The following is a 25,805-nucleotide window of genomic DNA, read 5'->3' on the forward strand; positions in this document are numbered from 1 at the left end:
GCGCCCTGCCCCCTAACAGATCATGACGGACCGCGCCATGAACCAGATCGCCCGCGCGCTGTCCGCGTTACTGCTAGCCGCGCTTCCCATCGCCTGCAGCAGCCCCATAACGACCGACCACGCCCCGCTTGACGGGGCTCGGATCGGTGCACCGTTCCAGCTGACCGATCAGGACGGAAAGCCCCGCAGCGACCGCGATTTCGCGGGGCGGTATCGGATCATGTACTTCGGTTATACCTTCTGCCCCGACGTTTGCCCGACCGACATGCAGACGATAGGCGCTGGCTTGCGGGTGTTTGAAGCAAAAAATGCCGTGCGCGCCGCGAAGGTCGTGCCCATCTTCGTCACGGTAGACCCCAAGCGGGATACGCCCGCCGTACTGAAGGCGTTCGTGACGGCGTTTCATCCGCGCATGGTCGGATTGACGGGCGACCCTGCCGCCGTGCTTGCGCTCGCCAAGGCCTATGGCGTGGCGGTCCAGGCGGACAAGCCCAATGCGCAAGGTGGATATCTCGTCGCGCATGGGCGTTTTGCCTTCTTGATGGACCCGGCGGGCAAGCCCGTGGCGCTGCTGCCACAGGACCAGACCCCACAGGCGGTCGCAACCGAGCTTGAACGGTGGGTGAAATGAGCGGCAAGTTTTGGGAAGAGCCGATCGACACGCTCGACCGCGGACAATGGGAAGCGTTGTGCGACGGGTGCGGCAAATGCTGCGTCCACAAGCTGGAGGATGACGAGACGGGCGAATTGCTGCCGACCAACGTGTCCTGTCGCCTGCTCGACCGGGCGACGGCGCTGTGTTCGAACTACAAGCATCGCCATGCCTATGTCAGCGAATGCGTGCGGCTCAGCCGCGATAACGTGCGTACGATCGACTGGCTGCCCTCGACCTGCGCCTATCGGCTGCGCGCCGCGGACGAGCCGTTGCACGCGTGGCATTATCTCGTCTGCGGCGACCGCGAGGCGGTCCATCGCGCAGGGCAGTCGGTGCGGGGATGGACGATCTCCGAGGACGATGCGGGCGAGCTGGAATATCATCTGGTAGATCGCGAGCTGTGAGCGACCAGCCCGAGGTCGTCCGCAACGCGCGTGCGCGTCGCGCGCGTCTGTCGGTCGATAGCACAACCGGGCGGGTGCGGCTGGTGTTGCCACCACGCGCTTCGCTGAAGACGGCCCTGGCCTGGGCTGCCGGCAAGTCCGACTGGATCGCAGCGCAGCGCGAACGCCTGCCAAAACCCATGCCGTTCGCGCCCGGCGCCAGCTTTCCATTCGATGACGGCATGGTGACCATCGCCTGGCAGGACGGCGCGAGCCGGCGGATCGTCCGCGACGGCGGGGTGCTGCGGTGTGGCGGTCCGCGCGACGGTCTGTCACGACGGGTCGAACTCTGGCTGAAGCGCGAGTCCCTTCGCGTGCTGAGCGAGGAAACAGCCGAATTTGCCGCCAGGGCGGGTGTCGTCGTCACCAAGGTGGCGGTCGGGGATCCCAGGACACGCTGGGGAAGTTGCGCCTCGAGCGGGACGATCCGGTACAGCTGGCGCCTGATCCTGATGCCGCGGTTCGTTCGGCGGTCGACGGTGGCGCACGAGGTCGCGCATCGTCTGCACATGAACCACGGGCCGCAGTTTCACAGGGTCGTCGCGCTGCTCGACGAAACCGATCCCGCGCGCTCGCATGCGTGGCTGCGCGCGAACGGCGCGGCGCTTCACTGGGTAGGGCGCGAATCCTGACGATCTGACGGCGGTGGCGCCTGTCGGTCACGCGGCGGCCGCGCCGGCGCGCCACGCGACGGATCCCGACCCAGGACATGATCCAGCCAGGCCTGGTCGAGCTTCTCGCCGTCGGCGGGACGATCGGTCGGTTGCTGCTCGTCCGTGCCGCGGTCCGGTGCCGGCCGAGGCTGACGGACGATCGGATTGCCGTCCGGGTCGACCTGTTGGCCCTCAACAGGCGCCGGAACGGTCTGACCGGGCTCCGCGGGGTTGCCGTTCTGGTCCACGAACAGTCCGTTATCCGCCTCGCCAAAATAGGATTCCTGGTCGGGCTCCAGCTGATATTCGGGCAAGGTCACCTTGGTGTCGAACTGTTCGACCGGCCGGTTGGCGACGGCGACTTTCATGAAGTCGGCGAAGGCCCGCGCCGGTGCCGTCCCGCCGTGCAGCCCAGCGATCGTCTTCGCATCGTCGCGACCCATCCATACGCCCGTCGTCAACCCGCTCGAGAAGCCCAGAAACCAGCCGTCCTTGTTCGACGTCGTCGTTCCGGTCTTGCCTGCGACCGGACGGCCGATCTGCGCCGCGCGACCCGTCCCGGTGTTGACCGTGGTCTGCAGCAGGTCGGTCATCTGCGCGGCCACATACGGGGCGACCAGGACATGGCTGGTATCGACCGATTGGGCATAGATGGTTTCGCCCGAGGTGGTTACCTTGGTGATGCCGTAAGGGGTCACGGCGACGCCCTTGTTGCCGACGCTCGCAAATGCGCGCGTCATGTCGATCAGCCGTACGTCCGACGTCCCGAGAACCATCGACGGATGGGTGTTGACCTTGGTGGTGATGCCGAAGCGGCGTGCCATGTCGGCGACGGTGGCGAACCCGACCTCCTGCCCAAGCTTGGCGGCAATCGTGTTGAGGGAATAGGCAAAGGCCGTGCGCAGCGACACCGCACCGGAGTTATGGCGGCTGTCGTTCCGGGGGCTCCAGCCGTCGATCGTGATCGGCTCGTCCACGATCGAATCCTCGGGCTTGTGGCCTGCTTCGAGCGCGGCGAGATACACGAACAGCTTGAACGCCGACCCGGGCTGGCGTTGTGCCTGGGTCGCGCGGTTGTAGATCGACGAGACATAGTCGGTGCCCCCGACCATGGCGCGGACCGCCCCGTCACGATCGATCGCGACCAGTGCGCCTTGCGCCCCGGGCGGGGCGTTGGAGCGGATCGCGGTGTCGGCCGCGCGCTGCATGTTGAGGTCGAGCGTGGTCCACACTTCGAGCGGACGCTGCGTTTCGTCGATCAGCACTTCGAGCTGCGGGAGCGCCCAGTCGGTGAAGTAGCGGACGCTGTTCTGCTTGGGTTCGGGTGCAAGCTTGACGTCCTTCGGATTCGCTTCCGCTGCCTGCTCCGCCGTGATCGCGCCGGTTTCCTGCATCAATCGGATCACCACGCCGGCCCGTCCGACCGCGGCCTCCGCGTCGGCGGTGGGCGAATAGACCGACGGGGCCTTGACCAGGCCCGCGATGATCGCTGCTTCGGACAGGCTCAGATGGTCCGCGCCGTGGCCGAAGAACCGGCGCGAGGCTGCGTCGATGCCGTAGGCCCCGCCGCCGAAATACACCTTGTTGAGATAGAGTTCGAGGATCTGGTCCTTGGTAAACTTGCGTTCGAGCGCGAGGGCCAGGATCGCTTCGCGGCCCTTACGACCGAACGTATATTTGTTCGACAGGAAGATCGTCCGCGCGACCTGCTGCGTGATCGTGGACGCACCCTGCAGGCGACGACCCTTGCCGCGATTGTCGATCGCCAGGCGGACCGAGCGTGCCATACCGATCGGGTCGACGCCGAAGTGCGACCGGTAACGGCGATCCTCGACCGACACCATCGCCTCGCGCATCACCATCGGGATCTTGTCGTAGGACAGCCATTCGCCATAGCTCGGCCCGAGCGACACGATCACCGTGCCGTCGGCGGCATGGACGCGGATCATCTGGCCATTGGGAGACGATTTCAGCTCGTCATAGCTCGGCAACTGGCCTTCCGAGACATAGACCGTGATGGCCAGGACCGCGAAGGCCAACATCACCAATCCCGCCACCAGCTGCAGTGCAAGCACCAGCCGACGCCGCCACAGGGGCGCGCGCACGGAGCGGGGGGAAGAAGCGGGAGAGCGGGCCATGCGCGGTTGTCAGCGTTAGGGCTTGCCGGACGATCCGACAAGCCATGCCTTGGCAATCCCTGCCGCGGCGACGCTTGCCGAATCGATCAGCCGCGCGCCTCTTCGCCGTTGGCAGCGCCGCGCGCCCTGAACTCGAGACTCAGCGAATTCATGCAGTAGCGCAGGCCGGTCGGTGGCGGACCATCGGGGAACACATGGCCGAGATGACCATCACACCGGGCACAGCGCGCTTCGGTCCGCGTCATGCCGTGGCTCGTGTCGCTGTGGTCGGTAACATTCTCGGGATCGATCGGCTGGGTGAAGCTTGGCCAGCCCGAGCCCGAGTCGTATTTGTCGGCCGAGTCGAACAGCGGCAGCGCGCAACCGCCGCAGCGATACACGCCATCGGCTTTGTTGTTGTTATACCGGCCGGAAAACGCCCGTTCCGTTCCGGCTTCGCGCAGCACGTGATAGGCTTCGGGGCTCAATTTCTTGCGCCACTCGGTTTCGGACAGGGTGATATGCTCCATGGACTCAGTTTTCCTGTTGGCGTGCGGCGTGGTCAAGCGGCGAATGGCCGATACGAGTGGCGCGTGCGATGATATCAATCAGTCCGGGGACGTGGCCGACCAGCGGAAGCAAGGCTTTGCCGAGCCACGGCCGTTCGGCCGCGTCGCGCACCAGTCCCGCCAGCCGGATCGGCCGGGCAGTGGCAGCAGCGAAATCACGCTGGAAGCGCGGTGCCGCCGCCGCACCTCCTGCGATATAGGCATGGCCTGCCCGGATGCCACTGGCGATCGCGATTCCCATCCCCTCCCCAGCCAGCGATGGAATGACGCCCGCCTGATCGCCGAGGCGAAACACCGCGTCGGTCGTCTGCAACGCGCGCCAGCCATAGGGCACGTTGGCGATCGCATCGATCGGCTCCCCCCCGGTTCGATAGGCTAGCCGGTCGCCAAGCGCAGGATGGTCCCGACCCAGCGTGTCGAGCAAAGCAGCGGGTGAGCCCGCGGCCAGCATCTTCGAGCGGTGGACCGCCATGCACAGGTTGGCGCTTCCGTCTTCCTGCAGCACGATGCCGACATAGCCGCGGTCGAACAGATGGAGTTCGATCGCGTCGCCGATCAGGCGGGTGAGACCGGGTGCAGCGGCAAGGCGGACGCGCAGACCTAGCACAGGGTCCTCCCCGCGGGCTTCGGCTGGTCGCGCCGCGCCGCGGACATCGTGCTTCCCGCTTGCCAGGAACAGCGTGTCGCCGGCCAGTTCCGCACCATCGTCGATCAGCGCGGTGCTGCCGACGAGGCTGCGGACCGTCACGCCGCGCTCGACGGCCGCGCCCATGGCGATGGCTTGCTGCATGAGGACGGTATCCAGAAGCCGCCGGGAAACGCCGTGCGCAGGGCGGGGCAAGGGCGTGTCGATGCGCCGGTGGCCCAGGAAGATGCGGTTCCGAACGACCCTTGCCGGGCCCAGGGCGCCGGGCGCGATCCCGATCCGGGCAAGCGATTCGAGCGTGCGCCAGCTGAGGAAGCCGCCGCAGATCGCGTCTCCGGTCTCCCGACTACGCTCGACGAGCAGATGTGGTGCGCCCGCACGCGCAAGCACGATCGCGGCGCTGGCGCCCGCGGGGCCGCCGCCGACGATCAGCGCAGCTGTTCGACGCATAACCGGTACGGAAAAACGCAATAGACGCGCGCGGCAACACCGGCCTCGGCAAGGATCGGGGGCCATTCACCGGGGCGGTAGGAGCGTGCGACCGACAAGGTGCCGTCATGGCGGACGATCGGATGCCAGCGCGCCAGCGTCGCCAGAATCGGAAAGCCGACATGCGCGACGCCGTGACGGTGCAGATCGTTGATCAACCAGCCTCGCGCGCTTTCCCGGTCCATGAACCGCAGGAAGGCGATCAACTGGGCATGGGTCATGTGGTGCGCGACGAGGCTGCTGACCACGAAGTCCCAACCGGCCCCCGCGTGGTCCGCATAATCGCCGGTGACGTAGCGGATCGGCAGTTCGCCCGGGGTGTGCCCGGTTGCCGCAAGCGCGCTGCGCGGGTTGAGGTCCACCCCGACGAGGTCCGCCACCAAGCCACGCCGTTCAGCCCACCGCGCGATCCGGCGGAGCATGTCGCCATCGCCAAACCCTACGTCGAGCAGCTTGAACCGGGACATGCCGGCGGTCGCGCGCGCGAGGAAATCGAGCGTCGGGCGGGGTGCCATCGTCACGACGTTGACCTTGGCGAGATCCCCCACGACCGCAGCATAGGTTTCGGCCGACAGATCGTCCGCGTCCATCAACTCTTCGGCGATGGCGCGTTGTCGCAGCGTCATCGGGCGCTCCGGAAACCGAAGCCTTCGGCGGCAAGGCCGGGCCCGAAGGCGAGCGCAACACCATTTTCGATCCGCGGACCTGCGAGCAACCGTGCCAGCACGAACATCAGCGTCGCCGAGGACATGTTGCCGACATCGGCCAAGACGCCCCGCGAGGTCGCCAGCGCGTCATGCGGCAGGTGCAGGGCGGTTTCGACCGCGTCGAGGATCGACCGCCCACCGGCATGGACGGCCCAGCCGTCGATGTCCTGCGGGTCGCGCCCTCCCGTCGCCGCAGCGGCAAAGACCGGATCCGCAAGTCCGGCCGCGATCCGGCCCGGAACTTCGCCCGAAAGGTGCATCGCGAAACCCTGGTCGGTGATGTCCCAGCGAATCAGTTCGGCGGAATCCGGCAAGGTGGTCGCAAACGGCGCGTCCAGCGCAAAGCCTAGCGGGTCAGCGCAGACGAGTGCGGCGGCGGCGCCATCGCCGAACTGCAGCATCGCCAGCAAAGGCTCCAGCGCCGGCGTATCCTGCAGATGAAGGGTCGACAGTTCCACACATACGACCAGAACCCGCGCGGCGGGATCGGACCGGACGATATGCCGGGCACTGCGCAGCGCCGCGACCGCCGCATAACAGCCCATGAACCCCACCAGCAGCCGCTCGACCGTCGGGGCCAGCCCGAGCCGTGCGGCAATGATCTGATCGATGCCGGGCGCGACGAACCCCGTGCAGCTCGCCACGACCAGATGCGAGATGTGGTCGAGGGCCACCTTTTCCCCGAGCGCCGAGATCGCCGCGAGCGAGAGTGCGGGCGCGGCTTCGGCATAGAGCTTCATGCGTTCCGCGGTTCCCGGCAGGACCGCGCGCGCATAGAATCCCCCCGCATCGACCGGCGATCCGCCGTCGTCACCGACCGGGAGGATCGACCAGCGATGGTTGATCGCGGCGCGCGACGCCATGCGATCGAACACCCTCGTGCTGCGGGGATCGGGCAGGCGCGCGCGCGCCCACGCGATGAAAGCGGCGTGGATGTCGTGTCCCGGGACGGCGGTGCCGATCCCGGTGATGTGAGCGGTGGTAAGCAATGCACGCTTTCAATCGGCGGAGAGTGGGGTTCCCGACCGCTGAGACAACGCTAGCCCGCGCGTTCGGATCCGGGAAGCCCCGAACGGATGCCCCAAGCCGCGACGTGCGGGCCGTTCCCGGCCACCACGGGCGCGGAAAACCGCGACCGGGGGTACGGGTTACAGTTTCCCAACCTGCGCGTACCCGCCGCCGCTGTGCGATCGCGGCAACGCCAAAGTCACGCCCAGACCGACCGTTCCCGGGGCGATCGCTACGGTTCCTCCATGGGCCGCGGTGATCGCCGCCACGAGGCTCAACCCCAGGCCGTTGCCCGCCTTGGTCCGGCTGGCCTCGGTTCGCGCGAAGCGCTGGAGGATACGCTCGTGGTCCGCCGCCGGGACACCGGGCCCATCGTCGACCACGGTCACCTGCGCGACGGTGCCAATGCCGGCGAGGATCAGGCGCGCGGCGGTGCCTTGGCCGGTGTGGACCCGGACATTGTCGAGCAGGTTGCCGATCGCCTGCGCCAGGAGTTCGCGATGCCCAAGCACGCAGATCCCCGGCTCGATCGACCAGCTCAGCGCATGATCGCTGTCCGCCATCGCGGGGGCGTAGCTTTCGGCCACGTCGGTCGCGAGCAGGGACAGGTCGACGGGCGCGAAACTCTGCACCAGCGCCCCCCCTTCCACTTCCGAGATGCGCAGAATGGCGGTGAACAACGCCAGCAGGGCGTCGCCCTGCTCGATCGCCTTCTCGGCGGCACCCTCGACGGTCCCGACCTGTTCGAGCCGGTTGCGTAACCGCAGCAGCGGCGTGCGCAGGTCGTGCGCCACGTCGCTCGACACCTGGCGGAGGTTTTCCATGAGATGCGCGATCCGGTCGAGCATGGTGTTGAGCGCGTGCCCGACCTGGTCGAATTCGTCGTCCGCGGCGCCGATCGGCACCCGCTGCGCGAGATCGCCTGCCACCACCGCGCGCGCGGTCCGGCTGATCGCGCCCAACCGGCGACGGAGGTAGCTGCCGAGCAGCAGGGCGCCGCACAGCCCGACCAATAGCACAGCCACGAACGCGACGCTGAACAGTTCGAGGATCGTGGCGTCGATCACTTCGATCGTCTCGGAATCGGCCGCGACCACGATACGGCTGCCATCGTCCCGCGCGACCGCCAGGGCATGGGCGGAGTCCTCCCCCTCGGCGGGATCCCGAAAGACGATCGTGCTCCAGCCGAGCGGCGGGCGGGACGTCACCATCGATCCGGCGATGCGGCGTCCCGCCCGGTCGAACACCGCGAACCCGAGCGCCTCGGTCGACGCACTGGCTTCGCGCTCGCTGACTTCGCGGCGAAGCGCGGCAAGATCGGGCTGGCTCTTCAGCGCAACGATCGCTTCCTGGATGGCCGAATCGCGTTGCGCGCGAAATGCCGAGTCCGCGGCGAAATAGACGGCACCGCCCAGCAGCAGGATCGCCAGCGCGAAGGCGGCGGAACAGGTGAAGGCGATCCGGTAAGCCGCGCTGGCGCGCACGCTAGCCATGGCTTCGGATCCGATAGCCGGCCCCGCGGATGGTTTCGATCGGATCGTCCTCGAAGCCTTCGCGCAATTTGGTGCGAAGCCGGCTCAAGTGGCTTTCGACGATGTTGGTCTGCGGATCGAAATGGAAGCCCCAGACCAGCTCGAGGAACATCGTGCGCGTGACCACCGTGTCGACATGCCGCATCAATTGCTCGAGCAAGGCGAACTCGCGCGGTTGCAGATGCACCACGCGCCCGGCGCGCGTCACGTCGCGCCGCAACAGGTCGATGACGATGTCGCCTACCTCGAGCCGGGTCGGTACCGCGTCGCCCGGGGCGCGCCGCGCCAGCGCGTTGAGCCGCGCGGCAAGCTCGGCCAGTGCGAACGGCTTGACCAGATAATCGTCCGCACCGGCGTCCAGCCCCTCGACCCGATCCGCGATCCCGCCCTTTGCGGTGAGCACCAGCACCGGAGCCCTGCCCCCCGCCGCGCGGATCCGCCGCAGCACTTCCAGTCCTTCGACCTCGGGCAGCATCCGGTCGAGCACGATCGCGTCGAAAGGTTCCTCGGTCGCGCGCCGTGCGGCCGCCGAACCATCGCCGACGCACGTCACGACATGCCCGAGCCCCGCGAGCCCTTGCGCGATGAAGTCCGCAACCTCCTGGTCGTCTTCGGCAAGCAGGATACGCATAGGCCGTCTTCAGTCTTTCGCAGTTGATGCCGCGCGCCGGAATCGTGTCACCGATAGCGCCGCGCTGGCCCGAAACGAAGCCCTTGTGGCGATGCCCCGAAACGGGCGCCGCCCCGCGGCTGCGAGCGCCGGTAGCGGGTCTGGGTGCCGGATACAGCGCCGACGGCGATTACAAAGTGCCAACCTTGTGGTGCGGGCGGTCCCGGCGCGCCTGCGCGACGGAGACCAACCGTGGCTTCGTCCGTTGCGTCAGCTTGGACGCGACCCGTACCGGGTTGGCGGTGCCCCGGAAACGAGCGTGTGATCATGGTAATGCTGCGAGCCCTGCAATCCCTGCAACGACGCCCCGACCGGGCGCTGTTGCTTGCCTTCGGGATCGCGGCGGCCTTGCTCCTGCTCGTCCTGCACCTCGCCTCCGAAGTCGGGGCCGGCGACACCAACGCCTTCGACGCCATGATCCTGCGCGCGATCCGGAACGCGGCGGATCGCCCGGGGGCGGGTTTCCACGCGCTGTACAAGGCGATGCTCGACTTTACTGCGCTTGGCGACGTGACCACGCTGACGCTCGTCGTGGCACTGGTCGCCGGGGCCTTGCTGATCGCACGCAAGGCCGCGATGGCCGGGTTCCTGATCGCCGCGTCGCTGCTTGGCACCTTTGCGGTGGAGACCCTCAAATCGGTGTTCGACCGGCCGAGGCCGAACGTCGTCGCGCATTGGGCGACCTTCTCGAACACCAGCTTCCCGAGCGGTCATGCCGCCGACTCGGCGATCGTCTATCTCACGCTCGCGGCGCTGGTCGCGCGCAGCGTCGAATCGTCGGGGTTGCGGGTGTATGTCCTGCTGGCGGCGATGGCGCTGACGCTGCTGATCGGCCTGTCGCGGCTGTATCTGGGGGTGCACTGGCCGACGGACGTTCTGGCGGGCTGGATCCTGGGGGCGAGCTGGGCCTTTCTGGCGGCCACGATCGCCTGGTGGCTCCAGGCGCGCAACACGCTCGAGCAACCGGGCGACTGACCGCGCCCGACGGGCCGGGCGCTCGCGGACCTGCGCCGCAAGAGCCCGGCCGGGCCGTTCACCCCAGCGCGCGGGTGAGGACGCGCGCGAGGCGGGCGGCGAAGGCGCGCGGGTCGAGCGGTTGCTCGCCGTCGGCGATCTGCGCCTCGTCGAACAGCAGATGCGCCGCATCCTCGCGTAGCGTCGTATCGCCTTCGCCGAGTGCGGCGAGCTTGACGATCAGCGCATGCTGCGGATTGACTTCGAGCACCGGCTTGGCCTTGGGCGGTGCCTGCCCCGCACTCGCCAGCATCCGTTCGAGCTGGCGATCCATGCCGCTTTCGGTCGCCACCAGGCACACCGCGCTTTCGGTCAGGCGATCCGACGCCCGTACGTCCGAAACCGAGTCGGCCAGCGTCGTCTTCACGAAGGCGAGGAAGTCGGACACGGCACCGCTCGCCTCGGTGGACGGCGGCGTGGTGCCCTCCAGCAGCGGGATCAGCGCGAGATCGGCACTGCCTTGCGTGACCGACCGGAACGGCTTGCCCTGATAGTCGATTCCCGCCGTCACCCAGAAATTGTCGATCGGGTCGGACAGCAGCAGCACTTCGACGCCGCGAGCGCGGAAGCCCTCGAGCTGGGGCGCGGTGGCGATCCGGTCGAGATCGGTCCCGGTCACATAATAGATTGCGGTCTGGTTCTCCTTCAGCCCCGCCGCATAGTCCGCAAGCGAGCGCCAGCCGCCGTCCGACGTGGTCGTGTGGAAGCGCGCGAGGTCGAGCAGCGCGTCGCGGCGTTCGAAATCCTCGTACAGCCCTTCCTTCAGGACCGGCCCGAACGTGTCCCAGATGCCGAGATAGGCCTCGGGCTCGGCGGTCGCGCGCTTTTCGAGCTCGGACAGGATCTTCGCGGTGACACCCTTCTTGATCGCGGCGAGCACCGGGCTTTGCTGGATCATCTCGCGCGACATGTTGAGTGGCACGTCGGACGAGTCGACCAGCCCGCGCACGAAGCGCAGATAGCGGGGCAGCACCTCCGCCTCGTCGGTGATGAAGACGCGGTTGACGTACAGCTTGATCCGCCCGGCGCGATCGGGATCGAACAGGTCGAACGGCTTGGTCGACGGCACGAACGCCAGCACCGAATATTCGTGGCGCCCTTCCGCCCGGTAATGCAGCGTCAGCGCGGGATCATCGAACTGGCCCGACACGCTGCGATAGAAATCGGTGTAATCGGCCTCGGTGATCGCCGACTTGGGCTTGGTCCAGAGCGCCGCGCCATCGGCGATCTCGACCGGCTCGGCATCGGGCTTCTCGCGCAGGAAGATCGGCACGGGAACATGCCCCGACTGCGCCTTGATCGTCCGTTCGACCGTGAAACGCTGCGCATAGTCCTGTGCGTCGTCGAGCAGGTGGAGCACGACGCGCGTCCCCCGCGACGGCGCTTCGGACGGCGCAATCGGTGCGATCGTGTAGCTGCCCAGCCCGTCCGACGACCAGATCGATGCATCGTCCGCCCCGGCACGGCGTGACACCACGTCCACCGTCCTTGCGACCATGAACGCCGCGTAGAAGCCGACGCCGAACTGGCCGATCAGCTGCGGGTCGTCGCTGCCTTGCGCGTCGGCGAGCTTGTCCATGAAGCTCTTGGTGCCCGAGCGCGCGATCGTGCCGAGCGCATCGGTCATTTCAGCGGCGCTCATGCCGATGCCATTGTCCTCGATCGTCAGGCGGTGCGCATCGGGATCGAGCGTGACGGTGATCCGCGGGCTGGCATCGTCGCCGAGCAGCGAGGGGTCGGCGATCCCTTCGTAGCGCAGCTTCTCGCACGCGTCCGCCGCGTTCGAGACGAGTTCGCGCAGGAACACGCTTTTGTCGGAATAGACCGAATGCACCATCATGTGCAGCAGCTTGGCGACGTCGGCCTCGAAGGCGTGGGTCTGGGGAGTGGTTTCCGGAGCGGTGGTGGTCGTCATGATGTGGTCGCAGCCCCTATGCGGTGGTGATGCGCCGGAGTTGGGTTGGCAGGGCGATGGGGTCAAGGGTTTGCAGGGGTCGCACGTGCGCACCCTGCCGGAGCGGGCGCGGAAGGTTAGGCGAAAGTTAGGCGAAATCGATGTCGCGCCCCGACCGCTTCATCGGGGCGCATCGGGAGGATGCCGGTGCTGTCAAAGAGCCCGGCGGGACAATAGCAGGGGGGTGGCTTGTAGGACAGCCAGGGGGGTGGAAACGCGCTCTTGCGGCGGGTCGCGGCAGCAGCAATGATGCTGCATGAACCCTTGGTCGTTATTCGGAGCTACCTTCATCGCGGGCGTGTTGGCGCAAGTGATCTTCCCGCGGCATCGGTGGGGTGCGGCGGGCTTCATCGCCATTGTCCCCCTCGTCATTCTCACCGCCACGATCTGGTGGCACGTGTGGGCCCATGACGCGCTTTATGCGGTCGCCTATCTCGTCGCCCTGTTCATCTGTTCGGGCGCATCCATCTTGAGCCTGTTGGCAGTGCAGGGAGCGAGGCGTGCGCTCGGCAAGTAGCGCGAGCGTCTGCGATCGCCTTCCAGAACTGGCCATTTCCGAAAGGCCATCGCCGGCCAGAAGACCCTATTGCGACGCGGGTTTGGCGTTGGGTTCCCACAGCTCGATCTTGGTCCCATCCGGATCGACGATCCACGCGAACTTGCCGCTGGGGTCGCTGTCGTCGCGCTTGAGGATGGGAACGCCCTTCGCTTGCAACCGACCGAGGAACGCCGCGAGATCGTCGACCGCGAAGTTCAGCATGAACTCGCGCGTGGAAGGGGCCAGGTAACCGGACGCTTGCTCGAACACGTTCAGGGTCAGGACGGGCGGGTGGTCCGGCGCGTCATAAGGCAGCAGCACGCCACCCCAGGATTCGACCTTGATGCCGAGCACGTCGCGATACCAGGCCAGCAGCGCTTTCGGGTCTTTGCTCCTGAAGAAGATCCCACCGATGCCGGTGATCCTTCCAGGCGGCTCTGCCGATACGGACATGGGCGTCAGCGCGGCCAGAACGGCGGCGACGGGCAATAGTCTGCGACTGATCGACACACCCTTGCCTCCTCCGCATTCTGTCGCGGCATGCTACAGCAAATCCGCGCGCAATCCCATGCCCGCGAGCGGTCGGTCGCCTGGCGATCAGGTCGTGGCGCTCGGGCCGCATCCGCGCGGCGACCGTGCGCAGGGAGGTGGTCCCTGGGTGGCTGGCGCGTCGCGGAGCCACGTTCATCCTCGGGGCCTGGCCGACGGGCGTTCCCTACCCATCCCACCCGTCCCCGGTTCCAGGATCCATGCCCCGACCCGCTTCCCATCCGCCGCGCGTAATCTGGCGTTGGCTGCGCGGCGCCGGCGTGCAACACGTCGCATTCAGGTTTTTCAGTTTATCAACAGCCCGTCGCTGAAGGACAACACGCAAGGACGATCGATGCGCGTACCCCTGCTTTCCCGCCTGCTTCTCTCAGGTATCGCCGCAAGCCTCCTGATCCCGGCACCAGTGGCCGCCAGTTCGCCCGAGCTCGTCGGGCTCGAGCGCGAGCTGAGCAAGCTGGTCGCGGAACGCTCCGGCGAATATGGCATTGCCGCGCTCGACCTGCGCGATGGAACGACCGTTGCCGTCAACGGCGACATCCCGTTTCCGATGGCGAGCACGGTCAAGCTCGCCATCGCCGCTGCCTATCTCGCCGAGGTCGATCAGGGTCGTCACAGCCTCGGCGACATGATCTATGGCCGTCCCGCGGCGAAAGTCCTGGAGCTGATGCTGGTCCGTAGCGACAACCAGGCGGCCGACCAGCTGCTCGCCACGCTCGGCGGGCCCGCCGCTGTCCAGCAATGGCTGTGGTCGCACAAGATCCTCGGTATCCGGGTGGACCGGACGATCGCCCAGCTGCTGCGCGAACGTGGCCATCTTGCCGACAGCAAGGATGTTGCCACCCCGGTCGCGATGGTAGCGTTGCTGTACAAGCTCGACAACGGCACCGTGCTGACCGCGCAGAGCCGGGGCTTCCTGTTCGAACTGATGCGCCGATGCGAGACGGGCACGCGCCGTATCCGCGCGCTTCTTCCTGCGGGAACGCTGGTGGAGGACAAGACCGGCACGCTCGATGGAGTGACCAACGACGTGGGGATCATTACCATGCCCGATGGCCGCCGCGTGGCCGTCGCGGTGTTCGCGCGCGGGGGACGCGATCGCCAGCCGGTCATCGCGCAGGTGTCGCGCGTGATCTACGACCGCTTTGCCGACAGCGTCCGCAACGCCCTGGCGCTGTTCCTGCGCATGCAGTGAGCCCTGCCGGGTCGACCGGATTCGCGCGGGCGATCGCGACGACCGTCGTCACGACATAGAGGGGTGGCCCCCGAAAGGGTCCGTTGCACATCTGCATCTGGAAAATGGTGCGGCCGAGAAGACTCGAACTTCCACGGGCTTTCGCCCACAACGACCTCAACGTTGCGCGTCTACCAGTTCCGCCACGGCCGCACGTAACATCACCGGGCAAGCCCGGCAGCTGGTAGGCGAGCGCCCCTAGCAAAGCTATTCGGGCTGCGCAATGGCTGTCGTCAAAGCCTTTCGCATTTTGTCCCGGCCCGGTAGCAGCGCTGCATGACCATGGCGCGCCAATCCATCCTCGAGGAGACGCGCCGGATCCTGGCGCTGGCGTGGCCGGTGATGCTCACCAGCCTCAACTGGACCATCCTGAGCGTCACCGATATCGTCGTGGTCGGGCTGACCGGCACCGATCAGGTCGCCGCTTTCGGCGCGAGTCGCGCGCTCACCTTCATCACCATCGTGGCGGGGCTGGCGTGGCTGTCGGGGGTGCTGGTGTTTACCGCGCGGGCGGATGGCGCGGGCGAACTGCGGCGGACTGGCGCGACGCTGCGCGAAGGGCTGGTGCTGGCGGGGATGCTGGGGCTGGCGGGGGCGTTGGGGTTCGGGCTGTACGCCGCGCCATTGCTGGCGATGATCGGCGTTGCGCCCGCGCTGGTCGATCCGGCGGCGGCGGTGGTCCGGGTGATGGCGCTCGCCTATCCGGCGCAGATGATCAGCATCGCGGCGAGCTTCTTCCTCGAGGGGATATCGCGGCCGCGGCGCGTCACCGTCGTCAACCTGGCGACCCTGCCGATCAACGCGCTGCTCGCCTGGGCGCTGGCGGACGGGCACCTTGGCGCGCCCGCGCTGGGGGCGGTGGGCGCGGCGGCGGCCACCGCGATCGCGTCGCTGCTGGGGGCGGCCGGCATGCTGGCGGTGGCGTGGACCACGCGGGACGCGCAGGCGCGCGAGATCCGGGTGATGACGCTGTCGGCGTGGCGCGCGGCGGTGCCGGGCGCGGTGCGGCTCGCGTGGTTCGGCGCGGTGCCGGCGATCGCCTCCGGGCTCGAGCTCGCGGGGTTCTCGATCCTGATCGCGCTGTCGACCGACCTTGGCCCGGTGACCGCGCACGCCTTCCAGATCGTCTTCTCGCTGCATAACGTGACGTTCGGCGCGGCGGTCGGCCTGGCGTCGGCGGCGGGGGTGCGGGTCGGCAATGCGATCGGCGAGGGGCAGCCGGCTTGGGTGCGTTTCCGCGCGCTGATCGCGGCGGGGCTGGCGGCGGGCGTCACGGGCCTATTGGCGCTGGGGATCCTGCTGGTGCGCGGGCCGATCGTCGGGGCCTTCCCGGCGGCGGCGGGCGTCCATGCCGCCGCGCTGGCGATGCTGCCGGTGTGGGTGCCGTTCATCCTGTTCGACGGCGTGCAACTCGTGTTCGTCTATGCGCTGCGCTCGCTCGGCGACCAGATCGTCGCGGGAGCCAACAGCATCCTCGCCTTTTTCGTCGTGACGGGGGGCCTCGGCTGGGTGTTCGTGACGCACGGCGTCGGGCCGCTCGGGCTGGTCTATGCCTCGGGACTGGGAATGGTCGCGGCCACGATCCTGCACGGCGCGCGGTTCCTGTGGGTCAGTGCTGCGGCTCGCCCGAGAAACTCAGCACCAGATCCTTCGCATTGACCGGCACGTCGAGCTTCGCGCTGTTGAACTCGACGCGCCCCTTCGGCGGAAGCGAGGTCGCCTCGGGGCGGATCGTCCAGCTGAAGACGATGCGTTGCTGCGCATCGCGCAGGTCGGCGCGAATGTCGGGGACGGGCTGGCGCGTGTCGGTGGGGTTGAGCACGGTGCCGCTGATCGCGAAGATCTCGTTGCCGTTATAATCATGGCGGTCGACCGGCCGGTTGACGATCTTCAGCGGGGTTTCCACCGCCGGGTGGAACAGCGTGCTGGCGGTGCGCGGAGCACCGGTCGACACGATCGCGGCGGTCGCGCCGATCATCGCCAGCCCCGCGATCACCGCGGCCAGCGTCCAGCGGCGCACGCTGTTGCGGCGGGGACGAAAGGGCGGGCGGTGCGCAAAGGCATCGTAATCGCCATAGGTCGGGCGCGCCGATTCCGATACGATGAAACCCTGCGCCTCGCCCGCAATATCCGCACGCGAGTCCGGCGCGGCGGGGATCGGCGGGGCCAGCGCATTGGGCAGCGGACTGGCGATCGTTCCGGTTGGCGCCCTGGTTGGCGTCCCGGCGGGGGGGCGGGCGTGGGGCGCCTCGACGCGGGCTTCGTCTTCGTCTTCCTCTTCCTCGATCGGCGCGTCCAGTTCCAGCGCGGGCAGCGGCGCCTGGAACCAGCTATGCTTGCAGCTTGCGCAGCGCACGGTGCGGCCGTCCGGCCCGATCGCGGTGTCGGGAATCACGTAACGGGTCTGGCACTCGGTACATTCGAGAATCATCGGGGCAATTCAGACGGTAAGGGCGGACGGTCGCGGCGGCATATCGCAGGATACACCAGCCAGGGCGTCCGCGGTGTCCCGGGAAACTACGCTGTCCTTGGCCCCGGTGGCAAGGGGCCGCCAACAGGCGCGAACCTGCGCGCTTGTCGCGGCGCAAGGGATCGTGCGATGCAGGGGCGGGGCACAGACAAGTAGCGGGTAGCGCACGCCGCATGGCGAATATCGTTCAGTTCGAGAATGTGGGGCTTCGCTACGGCACGGGGCAGGAGACGCTGAGTGACGTCAGCTTCACGCTGTTGCGGGGTGCCTTCTATTTCCTGACCGGCGCGTCGGGCGCGGGGAAGACGTCGCTGCTGAAGCTGCTGTACCTGTCGCAGCGTCCGACGCGCGGCAGCATCCGGCTGTTCGGCGAGGATGCGGTCACGCTGCCGCGCACCCGGCTGCCGGGCTTCCGGCGGCGGATCGGCGTGGTGTTCCAGGATTTCCGGCTGGTCCCGCACCTGTCGGCCTATGACAATATCGCGCTGCCGCTGCGCGTATCGGGCGTGCCCGAGCGCGACGTCGCGGATCCGGTGCGCGAGATGCTCGCCTGGGTCGGGCTGTCGGACAAGATCGCGGCGCGACCCCCCACCCTGTCGGGCGGCGAGCAGCAGCGCGTCGCGATCGCGCGCGCGGTGATCGGCCGGCCGGAGATCCTCGTCGCGGACGAACCGACCGGCAACGTCGATCCCGACATGGCGGAACGGCTGTTGCACCTGTTCGATTCGCTCAACCGGCTGGGGACGACGGTCGTCGTCGCGACGCACGATTTCCAGACGCTCGGTCGCATCCCGCATGCCCATATGATGCGGCTCGAGAAGGGACGTTTGCTCGATCCGACCGGTTCGCTGCGCTTCCCACCCCCCGGCAAGTCCGCATGAGCGGCGGCTTGATCGCCTCCAAGGCCGACCGGCGGCTGCTCGACGACCGGCGCGGCACGCGCGTGATGCTGTGGGTGATGGCGATCATGCTGTTCCTGACGGTGCTGGCGGCGGCGCTGGGGCTGGCGACGCTGGGGGCGGCGGCGCTGCTCGACCGCCAGCTTGCGGGCCGGCTGACGGTGCAGATCGTCGCGCCTGCCGAGGGCGTGCGCACGCGCGAGGCCGCGGCGGCGCTTGTGGCTCTGCGGCGGCTGCCCGAGGTCCGGCGGGCGGCACCGGTCGATCGCGCGCGGCTTGCCGAGATGCTGCGCCCCTGGCTCGGCGCGGACGGGGCGGACCCCGACCTGCCGATCCCGGCGATGATCGACGTCGACCTGTCCAGCGGCCGCGCAGCCACGGTGCAGCGCGTGACCGCCGCGGTGCGGACCGCCGCACCCAGCGCGCGGATCGACCGCCAGGAAAGCTGGATGGCGCCGGTGCGGACCGTCATGGCGATGCTGACCGGGCTGGCGGGCGGGCTGGTCGTGCTGATGGCGGGGGCGACCGCCGCGGTCGTGATCCTCGCCGCGCGCGCCGGGCTCGACACGCACGGCGACACCATCGCGGTGCTCCACATGCTGGGTTCAACCGACGTCCAGGTCGCGCGGTTGTTCCAGCGGCGGATCGGCGTGGATACGCTGATTGGCGGATTGCTCGGCATGGCGGTGGCGGTGGGCGTGGTCGCGTTGATCGGCGCGCAACTGAACGCGCTGGAATCGGATCTCGTCGCGGGGTTGACGCTGGGCACGCGCGACTGGGCGATCCTGGCCTGCCTCCCGCTGGCCTTTGCCGTGCTGGCGACGCTGTCGGCCCGCCTGTCGGTGCTCGCGGCGCTGCGGCGGGTATTGTGATCCTTCGCCTGATCGCCGTGCTCGCGCTGCTGTGGGGCGGCGGGTTCGCGCTGTTCCTCGCGACCATGCCCGCGCCGGTGAGCGGACCCCGCACCGATGCGATCGTCGTGCTGACCGGATCGTCGGGGCGGATCACGCGCGGCCTGGCGCTGCTGCAGGATCATGCGGCGAAGCGCATGCTGATCAGCGGTGTCGCGCCCGCGGTGAAGCCCGGCGAACTGGCACACGAATATAAGGTCAGCCCCAAGCTGTTCGCCTGCTGCATCGACCTTGGCCATGAGGCGGTCGATACGCGATCGAACGCGGACGAAACCGCCGATTGGGTGCGCGAGCATGGCTATCGCTCGGTGCGGCTGGTGACGTCGGACTGGCATCTGGCGCGCGCGCGGCTCGAACTGGTCAACGCGCTGGACGGCGACGCGACCGTGATCGGCGATGGCGTTCCCAGCAGTCCGCGCTATGCGGTGCTGATCGCCGAGTATAACAAATTGATTCTGCGCCGCGTGGCGCTGCTGGTCGGGGCGGCGACATGATCATGATGCGCAATCTGCTGTTCACGGTCATCTTCTACGGCGGCTCGGTGCCGATCGTGCTGACCTCGGCAATTTCCGCGCTGTTCGGCTGGAAGGCGATGGTCGCGCACACCCATTTCTGGACCCGCTTCCACGGCTGGACGACACGGCACATCCTCGGGATCGACCGGCGGATCGAGGGACAGTGTTTCGCCGATGGACCGGTGATCTACGCCGCCAAGCACCAGGCGATGTACGAGACGCTCGAGCTCGGCCGGATGCTGCACAATCCCGCGATCGTGATGAAGCAGGAGCTGACCGACATCCCGGTGTGGGGCTGGGCCGCCAAACGATACGGCGTGATCGTCGTCGACCGCGAGGCGTCGGCCGGCGCGCTGCGGCGGATGCTGCGCGAGGCGCGGGTCGCGCTGGCGGCGGGACGGTCGATCCTGATCTTCCCCGAGGGCACGCGGGTCACGCCGGGCGAGCAACCCGAGCTGAAGGCGGGCTTTGCGGGCCTGTACCAGCTGCTCAAGATCCCGGTGGTACCGATCGCGATCGACAGCGGGCTGGTATGGCCACGGCAGGGGCCGCATCTGCCGGGAACCGTGACGTTCCGCTTCGGGACGCCGATCCCGCCCGGCCTGCCCCGCGCCGAGGCCGAGGCGCGGGTGCATGCCGCGATCAATGCACTGGAGCAGGACCAGGCGATGGCGCCACGCGGGTGAGTCGCGTTGCCCCTCCCGTCACCCCGGCGCAGGCCGGGGCCGCGTAATTACCTGGGCGTGCCGGCGCGGTGGAGCGCCGTATCGCCGGTTGCGTCCCGGCAACGTGGCGGCCCCGGCCTGCGCCGGGGTGACGGGAGGGCGACTTTCGCGGAGATCCCGCCTGCGCGGGCATGACGGAAGACGGGGGCTGGCCGCTGCGTTCCGCGGCGCAGACGCAAGGCCCGCGCGCTATTCGTGCGTCCGTCCGAAGTCGGGGGCCGGATCGTCCTGCCCCTGCTCGATGATCCCGCGTCGAATCGCGCGTGTCTTGGAAAAGAGGTCGAACAGTTCGTCCCCCTTCCCCCAGCGGATCGCGCGCTGAAGGGCGGTTAGGTCCTCCGAGAAGCGTTGCAGCATGTCCAGCACCGCCTCGCGGTTCGCCAGGAACACGTCGCGCCACATCGTCGGGTCGGACGCCGCGATCCGCGTGAAATCGCGGAAACCGCCCGCCGAATATTTGATCACCTCGGACTGGGTCACTTCCTCCATGTCCGATGCGGTGCCGACGATCGTATAGGCGATCAGATGTGGCAGATGGCTGGTGATCGCGAGCACGCGGTCGTGATGGTCGGGTGCCATCATCTCGATCTCCGCGCCCAACCGCCGCCAGAATTCGGCGACGCGTTCGACCGCGAGCGGATCGGTCCCCTCGGGCGGGGTGATGATGCACCAGCGTTTGTGGAACAGCGTCGCAAACCCCGCCTCGGGCCCGCTGCGCTCGGTCCCCGCGACCGGATGCGCGGGAACGAAGGTCGCCCCCGGCAACGCTTCGCCGAGCGCGCGGACGACCTCGGCCTTGCAGCTGCCGACATCGCTGACGATCGCTTCGGCGGGCAGATCGGCGGCGAATTCGGCGGCGGCGGCGCCCATCGCGCCGACGGGGACGCACAGGATGACGAGATCGGCGTCGATCACCGCCGCGCCACCGCTGTCCGCGACATCGTCGAACAGGTCGATCCGCGTCGCGGTCGCACGGACGTCGGCGTCCGCGTCATAGCCGGTCAGCCGCACCGTGGGCATGGTCGAGCGGACCGCGCGCGCGATCGACGATCCGATCAGACCGATACCGATGATGGTGACGCGGGCGAAGGGCAACATGGCCTGCGGCATGGCGGATCGATTCGGCGAAGGCAAGCGCGCCCCCCGCCACTACCCGACCCTCGCGCCGCTTGAACCCAGCCCGCCACGCGCTTATCCGCTGGCGGCATGGACGACACGCGCTTTGGGCTTGCCCGCCACGTCACGCTGCCGGGGCCGTTGCGGCTCGATGGCGGCGGGCTGCTCTCGCCGGTCGAGATCGCATACGAAACCTACGGCACGCTCGATGCAGATCGTTCGAACGCGATCCTGATCTGCCACGCGCTGACCGGCGACCAGCATGTCGCCTCGCGGCATCCGGTGACGGGCAAGCCCGGCTGGTGGGAACGGATGGTCGGCCCGGGCAAGCCGGTCGATCCGGAACGGCATTTCATCATCTGCTCGAACGTGCTGGGCAGTTGCATGGGCTCGTCCGGACCCGCGACGGTCAACCCCGCGACCGGCGTCCCGTGGGGGATGAGCTTCCCCGTCATCACGATCCGCGACATGGTCCGCGCGCAGGCGATGCTGCTCGATCATCTCGGGATCGAGACGCTCGCGGCGGTCGTCGGCGGGTCGATGGGCGGGATGCAGACGCTGAGCTGGCCCGCGACCTTCCCCGACCGGGTCCGCGCGGTCGTTGTCATCGCCTCGACCGCGCGGCACACCGCGCAGAACATTGCCTTCCATGAAGTCGGGCGCCAGGCGGTGATGGCCGACCCGAAATGGCGCGAGGGGGCCTATTATGCCGAGGCCGATCCGCCCGCGGCGGGCCTCGCGGTCGCGCGGATGGCGGCGCATATCACCTATCTGTCCGAGGCCGGCCTCACCGCCAAGTTCGGGCGGCGGTTGCAGGCGCGCGACGCCAAGAGCTTCGGGTTCGACGCCGATTTCCAGATCGAAAGCTATCTGCGCCACCAGGGGATCAGCTTCGTCGACCGGTTCGACGCCAATTCCTATCTCTACATTACGCGAGCCATGGATTATTTCGATCTGGCGGAGGAACATGGCGGCCATCTCGCCAACGCCTTCCGCGCGACCAAGGCGCGCTTTTGCCTGGTCAGTTTCGATACCGACTGGCTGTACCCCACCGCTGAATCGCGCGCGATCGTCCACGCGCTCAACGCGGCGGGCGCGCCGGTCAGTTTCGTCGAATTGTCGAGCCCGTTCGGGCACGACGCGTTCCTGCTCGACGCGCCCGAGTTGAACCGCGTCGTCGATGGTTTCCTGAGGGCCGGCGCATGACGCTCCGCCCCGATCTCGCGATCATCGCCGACCGGATCGAGCCCGGGGCACGCGTGCTCGACGTCGGCTGCGGCGACGGCGCGCTGATGGCCGCTTTGCGCGATACCAAGCGGGTCGACGCGCGCGGGCTCGAACTCGACGCAGGCAATGTCGCGGCGGCCGTTTCGCGCGGGCTTTCGGTGATCCAGGGCGATGCCGACGTCGAGTTGTCCGAATATCCCGACGCCAGCTTCGACTATGCGATCCTCAGTCAGACGCTCCAGACCGCGCGGCATCCCGATGTCGTGCTCGATCATCTGCTGCGGATCGGCCAGCGCGCGTTCGTGTCCTTCCCCAATTTCGCGCACTGGCGGGTACGGTTGTCGCTGTTGTGGGGCGGACGGATGCCGGTGACGCGGTTGTTGCCCGAACAATGGTTCGATACGCCCAACATCCATCACGTTACCATCGACGACTTTCGCGCCTTCGTGCGAACGCGAAACATTGCGGTCGAAGGCGCGTGGTTCTTGTCAGGGGACAAGCAAACCACGTCCGCAGCAGCGAATTTTCGCGCGGAGCATGCCGTATTCCTTCTTCGATCCGGTGAATTGTCGGAACCAAAGCCTTCGACGCGGGGTTCGAACCTTTAACTTACATTATGTAGATCGTGTTCATCTTATGTCCCTGCCAACCGCCTTGATCGTAGAAGACGAGATTTTCGTCGCGCTCGACCTGGAGCGGATCCTGATGGACGCGGGGTATGAAGTGAAGGCGATCGCCGCCGACAAGCTCGGCGCGCTGGATGCGGCGCAGGATTGCAGCTTCGCGCTGGTCGACATCAATCTGCGCGATGGGGCGACCGGGCCGGAACTCGCGCGGCAGCTGACCGACCAGTTCGGGCTGAAGGTCGTGTTCGTCACCGCCAATCCGGGGCAGATCGCGCACCCGAGCGGCGCGGTCGGTTATGTCCGCAAGCCCTTCAGCGAATCCGCGATCCTGACCGCGGCTGCGGCGGCGACCGCAGACGACGACATGCCGCTGATGATGATGAACAGCGATTTCGTCCGGCTGGGATGACGCCTAGCCGCGGCTGAGCGCCGCGCGCGAGACTTCGACGACCACGCGCAGGCCATCTTCGGCCCAGTCGTGCACCACCGTGCCGCCCAGCTGGCGGCTGGCGCTCAGATCGATCAATTGCGCCCCGAAGCCCAGGGTCTCCGGTTGCCGTACCTTCGGACCGCCGTCTTCCTGCCAGACCAGGACAATGTCGCTGCCGTCGATCAGACTGGTGACCGTCACCGAGCCCAGATCGTTGGAAAGCGCACCATATTTCGTCGCGTTGGTCGCCAGCTCGTGGAACAGCAGGGCAAGCGGCGTGGCCGACCGGTCGTCGATCGGGACATCCGCTCCACCCACGCTGATGCGGGCCGCGTCGACCGCCTGATAGGGCAGGAACAGCGCATCCAGCAGGCCGTGCAAGCTGGTCTGTGCGACGTCCGGGCGCGACTTGGCGCTATGCGGCCGGACGAAGTCGTGGGCGCGCCCCAGCGCCGTGACGCGGTGGCGCAAATCCTCGGCGATCGGCCGGAACTCGGGGCGCGAGCGGGCGGCGAAGGTGATCAGGCCAGCGATCACCGCGAAGATGTTCTTGATCCGATGGCTCAGCTCCTGCGCGACCACCTCGCGCTCTTCGCTGGCCAGCTTCTGTTCGTGAATGTCGGTACAGGTGCCGATCCAGCGGGTGATCTTGCCCGCCCTGTCGGTCATCGGCAACGCGCGGCCGAGCGTCCAGCGATAGGTGCCGTCCCGATGGCGCAGGCGATATTCGATCTGATACGGTTCGCCGGTCTCCAGCGACTGCCGCCAGACGCCCCAGGCGCGCGCCTGGTCCTCCGGATGGAAGATGTCGTTCCAGCCATCGCCATCGGTCGACCCCGCGGGCATTCCCGTGAACTCGTACCAGCGCGCATTGTAATAATCGTGAAAGCCATCCGGCAACGTCGACCACACCATTTGCGGCATGCTGTCGGCGAGGGTGCGGAATCGGCTCTCGCTGTCGGCAATCGTCGCGCGCGAAATCGCGCTGGCACGACTGTCGCTCAACCGGTTGAGGACATCGTCGGCCAGCACCTTCAGCCCCTGGCGCTGGAAATCGGTCAAGCCATCGCGCGGCTCGCGCGCGATCACGCATAGCGAGCCCAGCGGAATCCCCGCCTCGCTGACCAGCGGAACGCCGGCGTAGAACCGGATGCCCAACTCACCGGTCACCAACGGATTGTCGGCGAAGCGGGGGTCCAGTCGTGCATCCGGGACGACCATGATGTCGTCTTCCACCATCGCATGCGCGCAAAAGGACGTTTCGCGCGGCGTTTCGCTGGGACCGAGCCCGGTGCGCGACAGGAAGGTCTGGCGGCTCAGCTCCACGATGCTGACGAGCGCGATCGGCGCGTCACACAGGGCCGCCGCAAAATCGGTGATCTTTTTCAGCGCGAGATCGTCCCGCAGCGTCTCGATCCGATGTTCGGCGATCGCTGCGGCACGGACACCTTCATCGATGCGCCAGCCGTTGCCGATCGGCGCATCAACAGACAGGATATTTGTCATAGGTTAACGGAACGCAGCACACCCGGTTCGGTTCAGAACGGAACGTCGTCATCGAGATCGTCGGCGAAACCACCGCGCGCCGCGCCGCCGCCCATGCCGCCGCCGCCCGCTGCACCGCCCCGGCTCGCGCCGCCCCGGCCGCCACCACCGCCGCCGCCGTAGCCGCCACCGCCCGAACCGCCGCCGAAGTCATCGCCGCCGCCGAAGTCATCCCGCGCGCCGCCACCACCGCCGGCACCGCCGCCCGCACCCGGCGCGCCGTCGAGCATCGTCAGCACACCGTTGAAGCCCTGCAGCACGATCTCGGTCGAATAGCGGTCCTGGCCTTGAGCGTCCTGCCATTTGCGCGTCTTGAGCGCACCCTCGATATAGACCTTCGAGCCCTTGCGCAGATAGCGCTCGGCGACGCCGCCCAGCGCCTCGTTGAAGATCGCGACCGAATGCCATTCGGTCTGCTCCTTGCGCTCGCCGCTGTTCTTGTCCTTCCAGCTTTCCGACGTCGCGATGCGCAGGTTGACGACCTTGCCGCCGTTCTGGAAGCTCTTGCTTTCGGGATCGCGGCCGAGATTGCCGACGATGATCACCTTGTTGACGCTGCCCGCCAT

General features: G+C 67.8%; 27 protein-coding genes and 1 tRNA gene. 14 read left to right on the plus strand and 14 right to left on the minus strand.

All coding sequences use genetic code 11. From position 1 onward, the window contains the following. Nucleotides 1-37 precede the first annotated feature (37 nt). From L8G49_RS10415 to L8G49_RS10425, 3 genes are read left to right on the plus strand one after another with little or no spacing between them, the layout of a single operon-like run. Nucleotides 38-631, plus strand: coding sequence for an SCO family protein (locus L8G49_RS10415; protein ID WP_242185389.1), 594 nt, complete (start codon nucleotides 38-40; stop codon nucleotides 629-631). Next, nucleotides 628-1,059, plus strand: a complete 432-nt coding sequence (locus L8G49_RS10420; protein ID WP_242138067.1) for a YcgN family cysteine cluster protein — start codon at nucleotides 628-630, stop codon at nucleotides 1,057-1,059. Before L8G49_RS10415 ends, L8G49_RS10420 begins: the two co-directional genes overlap by 4 nt. After that, nucleotides 1,056-1,730 (plus strand): YgjP-like metallopeptidase domain-containing protein, encoded by a 675-nt coding sequence (locus tag L8G49_RS10425; RefSeq protein WP_242185391.1) that lies wholly within the window; start codon nucleotides 1,056-1,058, stop codon nucleotides 1,728-1,730. Before L8G49_RS10420 ends, L8G49_RS10425 begins: the two co-directional genes overlap by 4 nt. Here the strand turns inward: L8G49_RS10425 and L8G49_RS10430 are convergent. The 7 genes from L8G49_RS10430 to L8G49_RS10460 form a co-directional block, all read right to left on the minus strand. Then, nucleotides 1,706-3,793, minus strand: a complete 2,088-nt coding sequence (locus L8G49_RS10430) for a PBP1A family penicillin-binding protein (protein WP_242185750.1) — start codon at nucleotides 3,791-3,793, stop codon at nucleotides 1,706-1,708. The genes L8G49_RS10425 and L8G49_RS10430 overlap by 25 nt on opposite strands. A 182-nt stretch (nucleotides 3,794-3,975) precedes the next feature. Then, nucleotides 3,976-4,398 carry a peptide-methionine (R)-S-oxide reductase MsrB gene (msrB, locus tag L8G49_RS10435; protein ID WP_242138069.1) on the minus strand — a complete coding sequence of 141 codons (423 nt, stop codon included), beginning with the start codon at nucleotides 4,396-4,398 and terminating at the stop codon, nucleotides 3,976-3,978. A 4-nt stretch (nucleotides 4,399-4,402) separates the two neighbouring features. After that, nucleotides 4,403-5,533, minus strand: a complete 1,131-nt coding sequence (locus L8G49_RS10440) for an FAD-dependent monooxygenase (protein WP_242185400.1) — start codon at nucleotides 5,531-5,533, stop codon at nucleotides 4,403-4,405. Next, on the minus strand, nucleotides 5,512-6,198 hold the full coding sequence (locus L8G49_RS10445; RefSeq protein WP_242185412.1) for a methyltransferase domain-containing protein: 687 nt from the start codon (nucleotides 6,196-6,198) through the stop codon (nucleotides 5,512-5,514). Before L8G49_RS10445 ends, L8G49_RS10440 begins: the two co-directional genes overlap by 22 nt. Beyond that, nucleotides 6,195-7,268 carry a type III polyketide synthase gene (locus L8G49_RS10450; RefSeq protein WP_242138072.1) on the minus strand — a complete coding sequence of 358 codons (1,074 nt, stop codon included), beginning with the start codon at nucleotides 7,266-7,268 and terminating at the stop codon, nucleotides 6,195-6,197. The genes L8G49_RS10445 and L8G49_RS10450 overlap by 4 nt, the downstream gene beginning before the upstream one ends. Before the next feature lie 159 nt (nucleotides 7,269-7,427). Beyond that, nucleotides 7,428-8,780: a HAMP domain-containing sensor histidine kinase gene (locus L8G49_RS10455; protein ID WP_242185422.1), complete on the minus strand. Its 1,353-nt coding sequence runs from the start codon at nucleotides 8,778-8,780 to the stop codon at nucleotides 7,428-7,430. After that, nucleotides 8,773-9,450, minus strand: coding sequence for a response regulator transcription factor (locus L8G49_RS10460; RefSeq protein ID WP_242185424.1), 678 nt, complete (start codon nucleotides 9,448-9,450; stop codon nucleotides 8,773-8,775). The genes L8G49_RS10455 and L8G49_RS10460 overlap by 8 nt, the downstream gene beginning before the upstream one ends. A gap of 312 nt (nucleotides 9,451-9,762) precedes the next feature. Between L8G49_RS10460 and L8G49_RS10465 the strand changes: the two genes are divergently transcribed. Then, entirely contained in the window at nucleotides 9,763-10,464 is a 702-nt protein-coding gene (locus L8G49_RS10465; RefSeq protein WP_242185426.1) for a phosphatase PAP2 family protein, read from the plus strand. Between the two features lie 58 nt (nucleotides 10,465-10,522). Here the strand turns inward: L8G49_RS10465 and htpG are convergent, their stop codons facing one another. Next, nucleotides 10,523-12,418, minus strand: coding sequence for a molecular chaperone HtpG (gene htpG / locus L8G49_RS10470; RefSeq protein WP_242185428.1), 1,896 nt, complete (start codon nucleotides 12,416-12,418; stop codon nucleotides 10,523-10,525). Nucleotides 12,419-12,713: 295 nt separating this feature from the next. Here htpG and L8G49_RS10475 point away from each other — a divergent pair, with 295 nt between their 5' ends. Next, nucleotides 12,714-12,974: a hypothetical protein gene (locus tag L8G49_RS10475; protein WP_242185438.1), complete on the plus strand. Its 261-nt coding sequence runs from the start codon at nucleotides 12,714-12,716 to the stop codon at nucleotides 12,972-12,974. 66 nt (nucleotides 12,975-13,040) lie between these two features. Here the strand turns inward: L8G49_RS10475 and L8G49_RS10480 are convergent, their stop codons facing one another. After that, nucleotides 13,041-13,484, minus strand: a complete 444-nt coding sequence (locus L8G49_RS10480; protein WP_242185440.1) for a VOC family protein — start codon at nucleotides 13,482-13,484, stop codon at nucleotides 13,041-13,043. A gap of 394 nt (nucleotides 13,485-13,878) precedes the next feature. On the opposite strand from L8G49_RS10480, the gene L8G49_RS10485 reads away from it, so the two are divergent. Next, nucleotides 13,879-14,736 (plus strand): serine hydrolase, encoded by an 858-nt coding sequence (locus L8G49_RS10485; protein WP_242138079.1) that lies wholly within the window; start codon nucleotides 13,879-13,881, stop codon nucleotides 14,734-14,736. 105 nt (nucleotides 14,737-14,841) lie between these two features. On the opposite strand, the gene L8G49_RS10490 is transcribed toward L8G49_RS10485, so the two are convergent. After that, nucleotides 14,842-14,928, minus strand: a tRNA-Leu gene (locus tag L8G49_RS10490). Between the two features lie 123 nt (nucleotides 14,929-15,051). Here L8G49_RS10490 and L8G49_RS10495 point away from each other — a divergent pair. Beyond that, nucleotides 15,052-16,434 (plus strand): MATE family efflux transporter, encoded by a 1,383-nt coding sequence (locus tag L8G49_RS10495; RefSeq protein ID WP_242185442.1) that lies wholly within the window; start codon nucleotides 15,052-15,054, stop codon nucleotides 16,432-16,434. Here L8G49_RS10495 and L8G49_RS10500 read toward each other — a convergent pair. Then, a complete protein-coding gene (locus L8G49_RS10500) occupies nucleotides 16,385-17,206 on the minus strand; it encodes a zinc-ribbon domain-containing protein (protein ID WP_277923208.1) in 822 nt (273 codons plus the stop codon). The genes L8G49_RS10495 and L8G49_RS10500 overlap by 50 nt on opposite strands. Nucleotides 17,207-17,418: 212 nt before the next feature. Between L8G49_RS10500 and ftsE the strand changes: the two genes are divergently transcribed. From ftsE to L8G49_RS10520, 4 genes are read left to right on the plus strand one after another with little or no spacing between them, the layout of a single operon-like run. Next, the gene (gene ftsE, locus L8G49_RS10505; protein WP_242185447.1) at nucleotides 17,419-18,126 is read left to right on the plus strand and encodes a cell division ATP-binding protein FtsE; all 708 of its coding nucleotides are present in this window, start codon (nucleotides 17,419-17,421) and stop codon (nucleotides 18,124-18,126) included. Further along, nucleotides 18,123-19,016 carry an FtsX-like permease family protein gene (locus L8G49_RS10510; protein ID WP_242138083.1) on the plus strand — a complete coding sequence of 298 codons (894 nt, stop codon included), beginning with the start codon at nucleotides 18,123-18,125 and terminating at the stop codon, nucleotides 19,014-19,016. Before ftsE ends, L8G49_RS10510 begins: the two co-directional genes overlap by 4 nt. Then, a complete protein-coding gene (locus L8G49_RS10515) occupies nucleotides 19,013-19,549 on the plus strand; it encodes a YdcF family protein (protein ID WP_242138084.1) in 537 nt (178 codons plus the stop codon). Before L8G49_RS10510 ends, L8G49_RS10515 begins: the two co-directional genes overlap by 4 nt. After that, the gene (locus L8G49_RS10520; RefSeq protein WP_242185455.1) at nucleotides 19,546-20,256 is read left to right on the plus strand and encodes a 1-acyl-sn-glycerol-3-phosphate acyltransferase; all 711 of its coding nucleotides are present in this window, start codon (nucleotides 19,546-19,548) and stop codon (nucleotides 20,254-20,256) included. The genes L8G49_RS10515 and L8G49_RS10520 overlap by 4 nt, the downstream gene beginning before the upstream one ends. 228 nt (nucleotides 20,257-20,484) lie before the next feature. Here the strand turns inward: L8G49_RS10520 and L8G49_RS10525 are convergent, their stop codons facing one another. Then, nucleotides 20,485-21,393 (minus strand): prephenate/arogenate dehydrogenase family protein, encoded by a 909-nt coding sequence (locus L8G49_RS10525; protein ID WP_242185465.1) that lies wholly within the window; start codon nucleotides 21,391-21,393, stop codon nucleotides 20,485-20,487. 108 nt (nucleotides 21,394-21,501) lie between these two features. On the opposite strand from L8G49_RS10525, the gene L8G49_RS10530 reads away from it, so the two are divergent. The 3 genes from L8G49_RS10530 to L8G49_RS10540 are packed head-to-tail and all read left to right on the plus strand — an operon-like array spanning nucleotide 21,502 to nucleotide 23,673. After that, the gene (locus L8G49_RS10530; RefSeq protein WP_242185467.1) at nucleotides 21,502-22,617 is read left to right on the plus strand and encodes a homoserine O-acetyltransferase; all 1,116 of its coding nucleotides are present in this window, start codon (nucleotides 21,502-21,504) and stop codon (nucleotides 22,615-22,617) included. Next, nucleotides 22,614-23,246 carry a methionine biosynthesis protein MetW gene (gene metW, locus L8G49_RS10535; protein ID WP_242185469.1) on the plus strand — a complete coding sequence of 211 codons (633 nt, stop codon included), beginning with the start codon at nucleotides 22,614-22,616 and terminating at the stop codon, nucleotides 23,244-23,246. Before L8G49_RS10530 ends, metW begins: the two co-directional genes overlap by 4 nt. A 28-nt stretch (nucleotides 23,247-23,274) precedes the next feature. Continuing rightward, nucleotides 23,275-23,673: a response regulator gene (locus L8G49_RS10540; RefSeq protein WP_242185471.1), complete on the plus strand. Its 399-nt coding sequence runs from the start codon at nucleotides 23,275-23,277 to the stop codon at nucleotides 23,671-23,673. A gap of 3 nt (nucleotides 23,674-23,676) precedes the next feature. Here L8G49_RS10540 and L8G49_RS10545 read toward each other — a convergent pair whose 3' ends face one another. Beyond that, entirely contained in the window at nucleotides 23,677-25,200 is a 1,524-nt protein-coding gene (locus L8G49_RS10545) for a PAS domain-containing protein (RefSeq protein ID WP_242185480.1), read from the minus strand. 32 nt (nucleotides 25,201-25,232) lie between these two features. Then, a complete protein-coding gene (gene ssb, locus L8G49_RS10550) occupies nucleotides 25,233-25,805 on the minus strand; it encodes a single-stranded DNA-binding protein (RefSeq protein ID WP_242185489.1) in 573 nt (190 codons plus the stop codon).

The organism is Sphingomonas sp. CARO-RG-8B-R24-01 (assembly GCF_022662295.1).
Taxonomy (GTDB): Bacteria; Pseudomonadota; Alphaproteobacteria; order Sphingomonadales; family Sphingomonadaceae; genus Sphingomonas.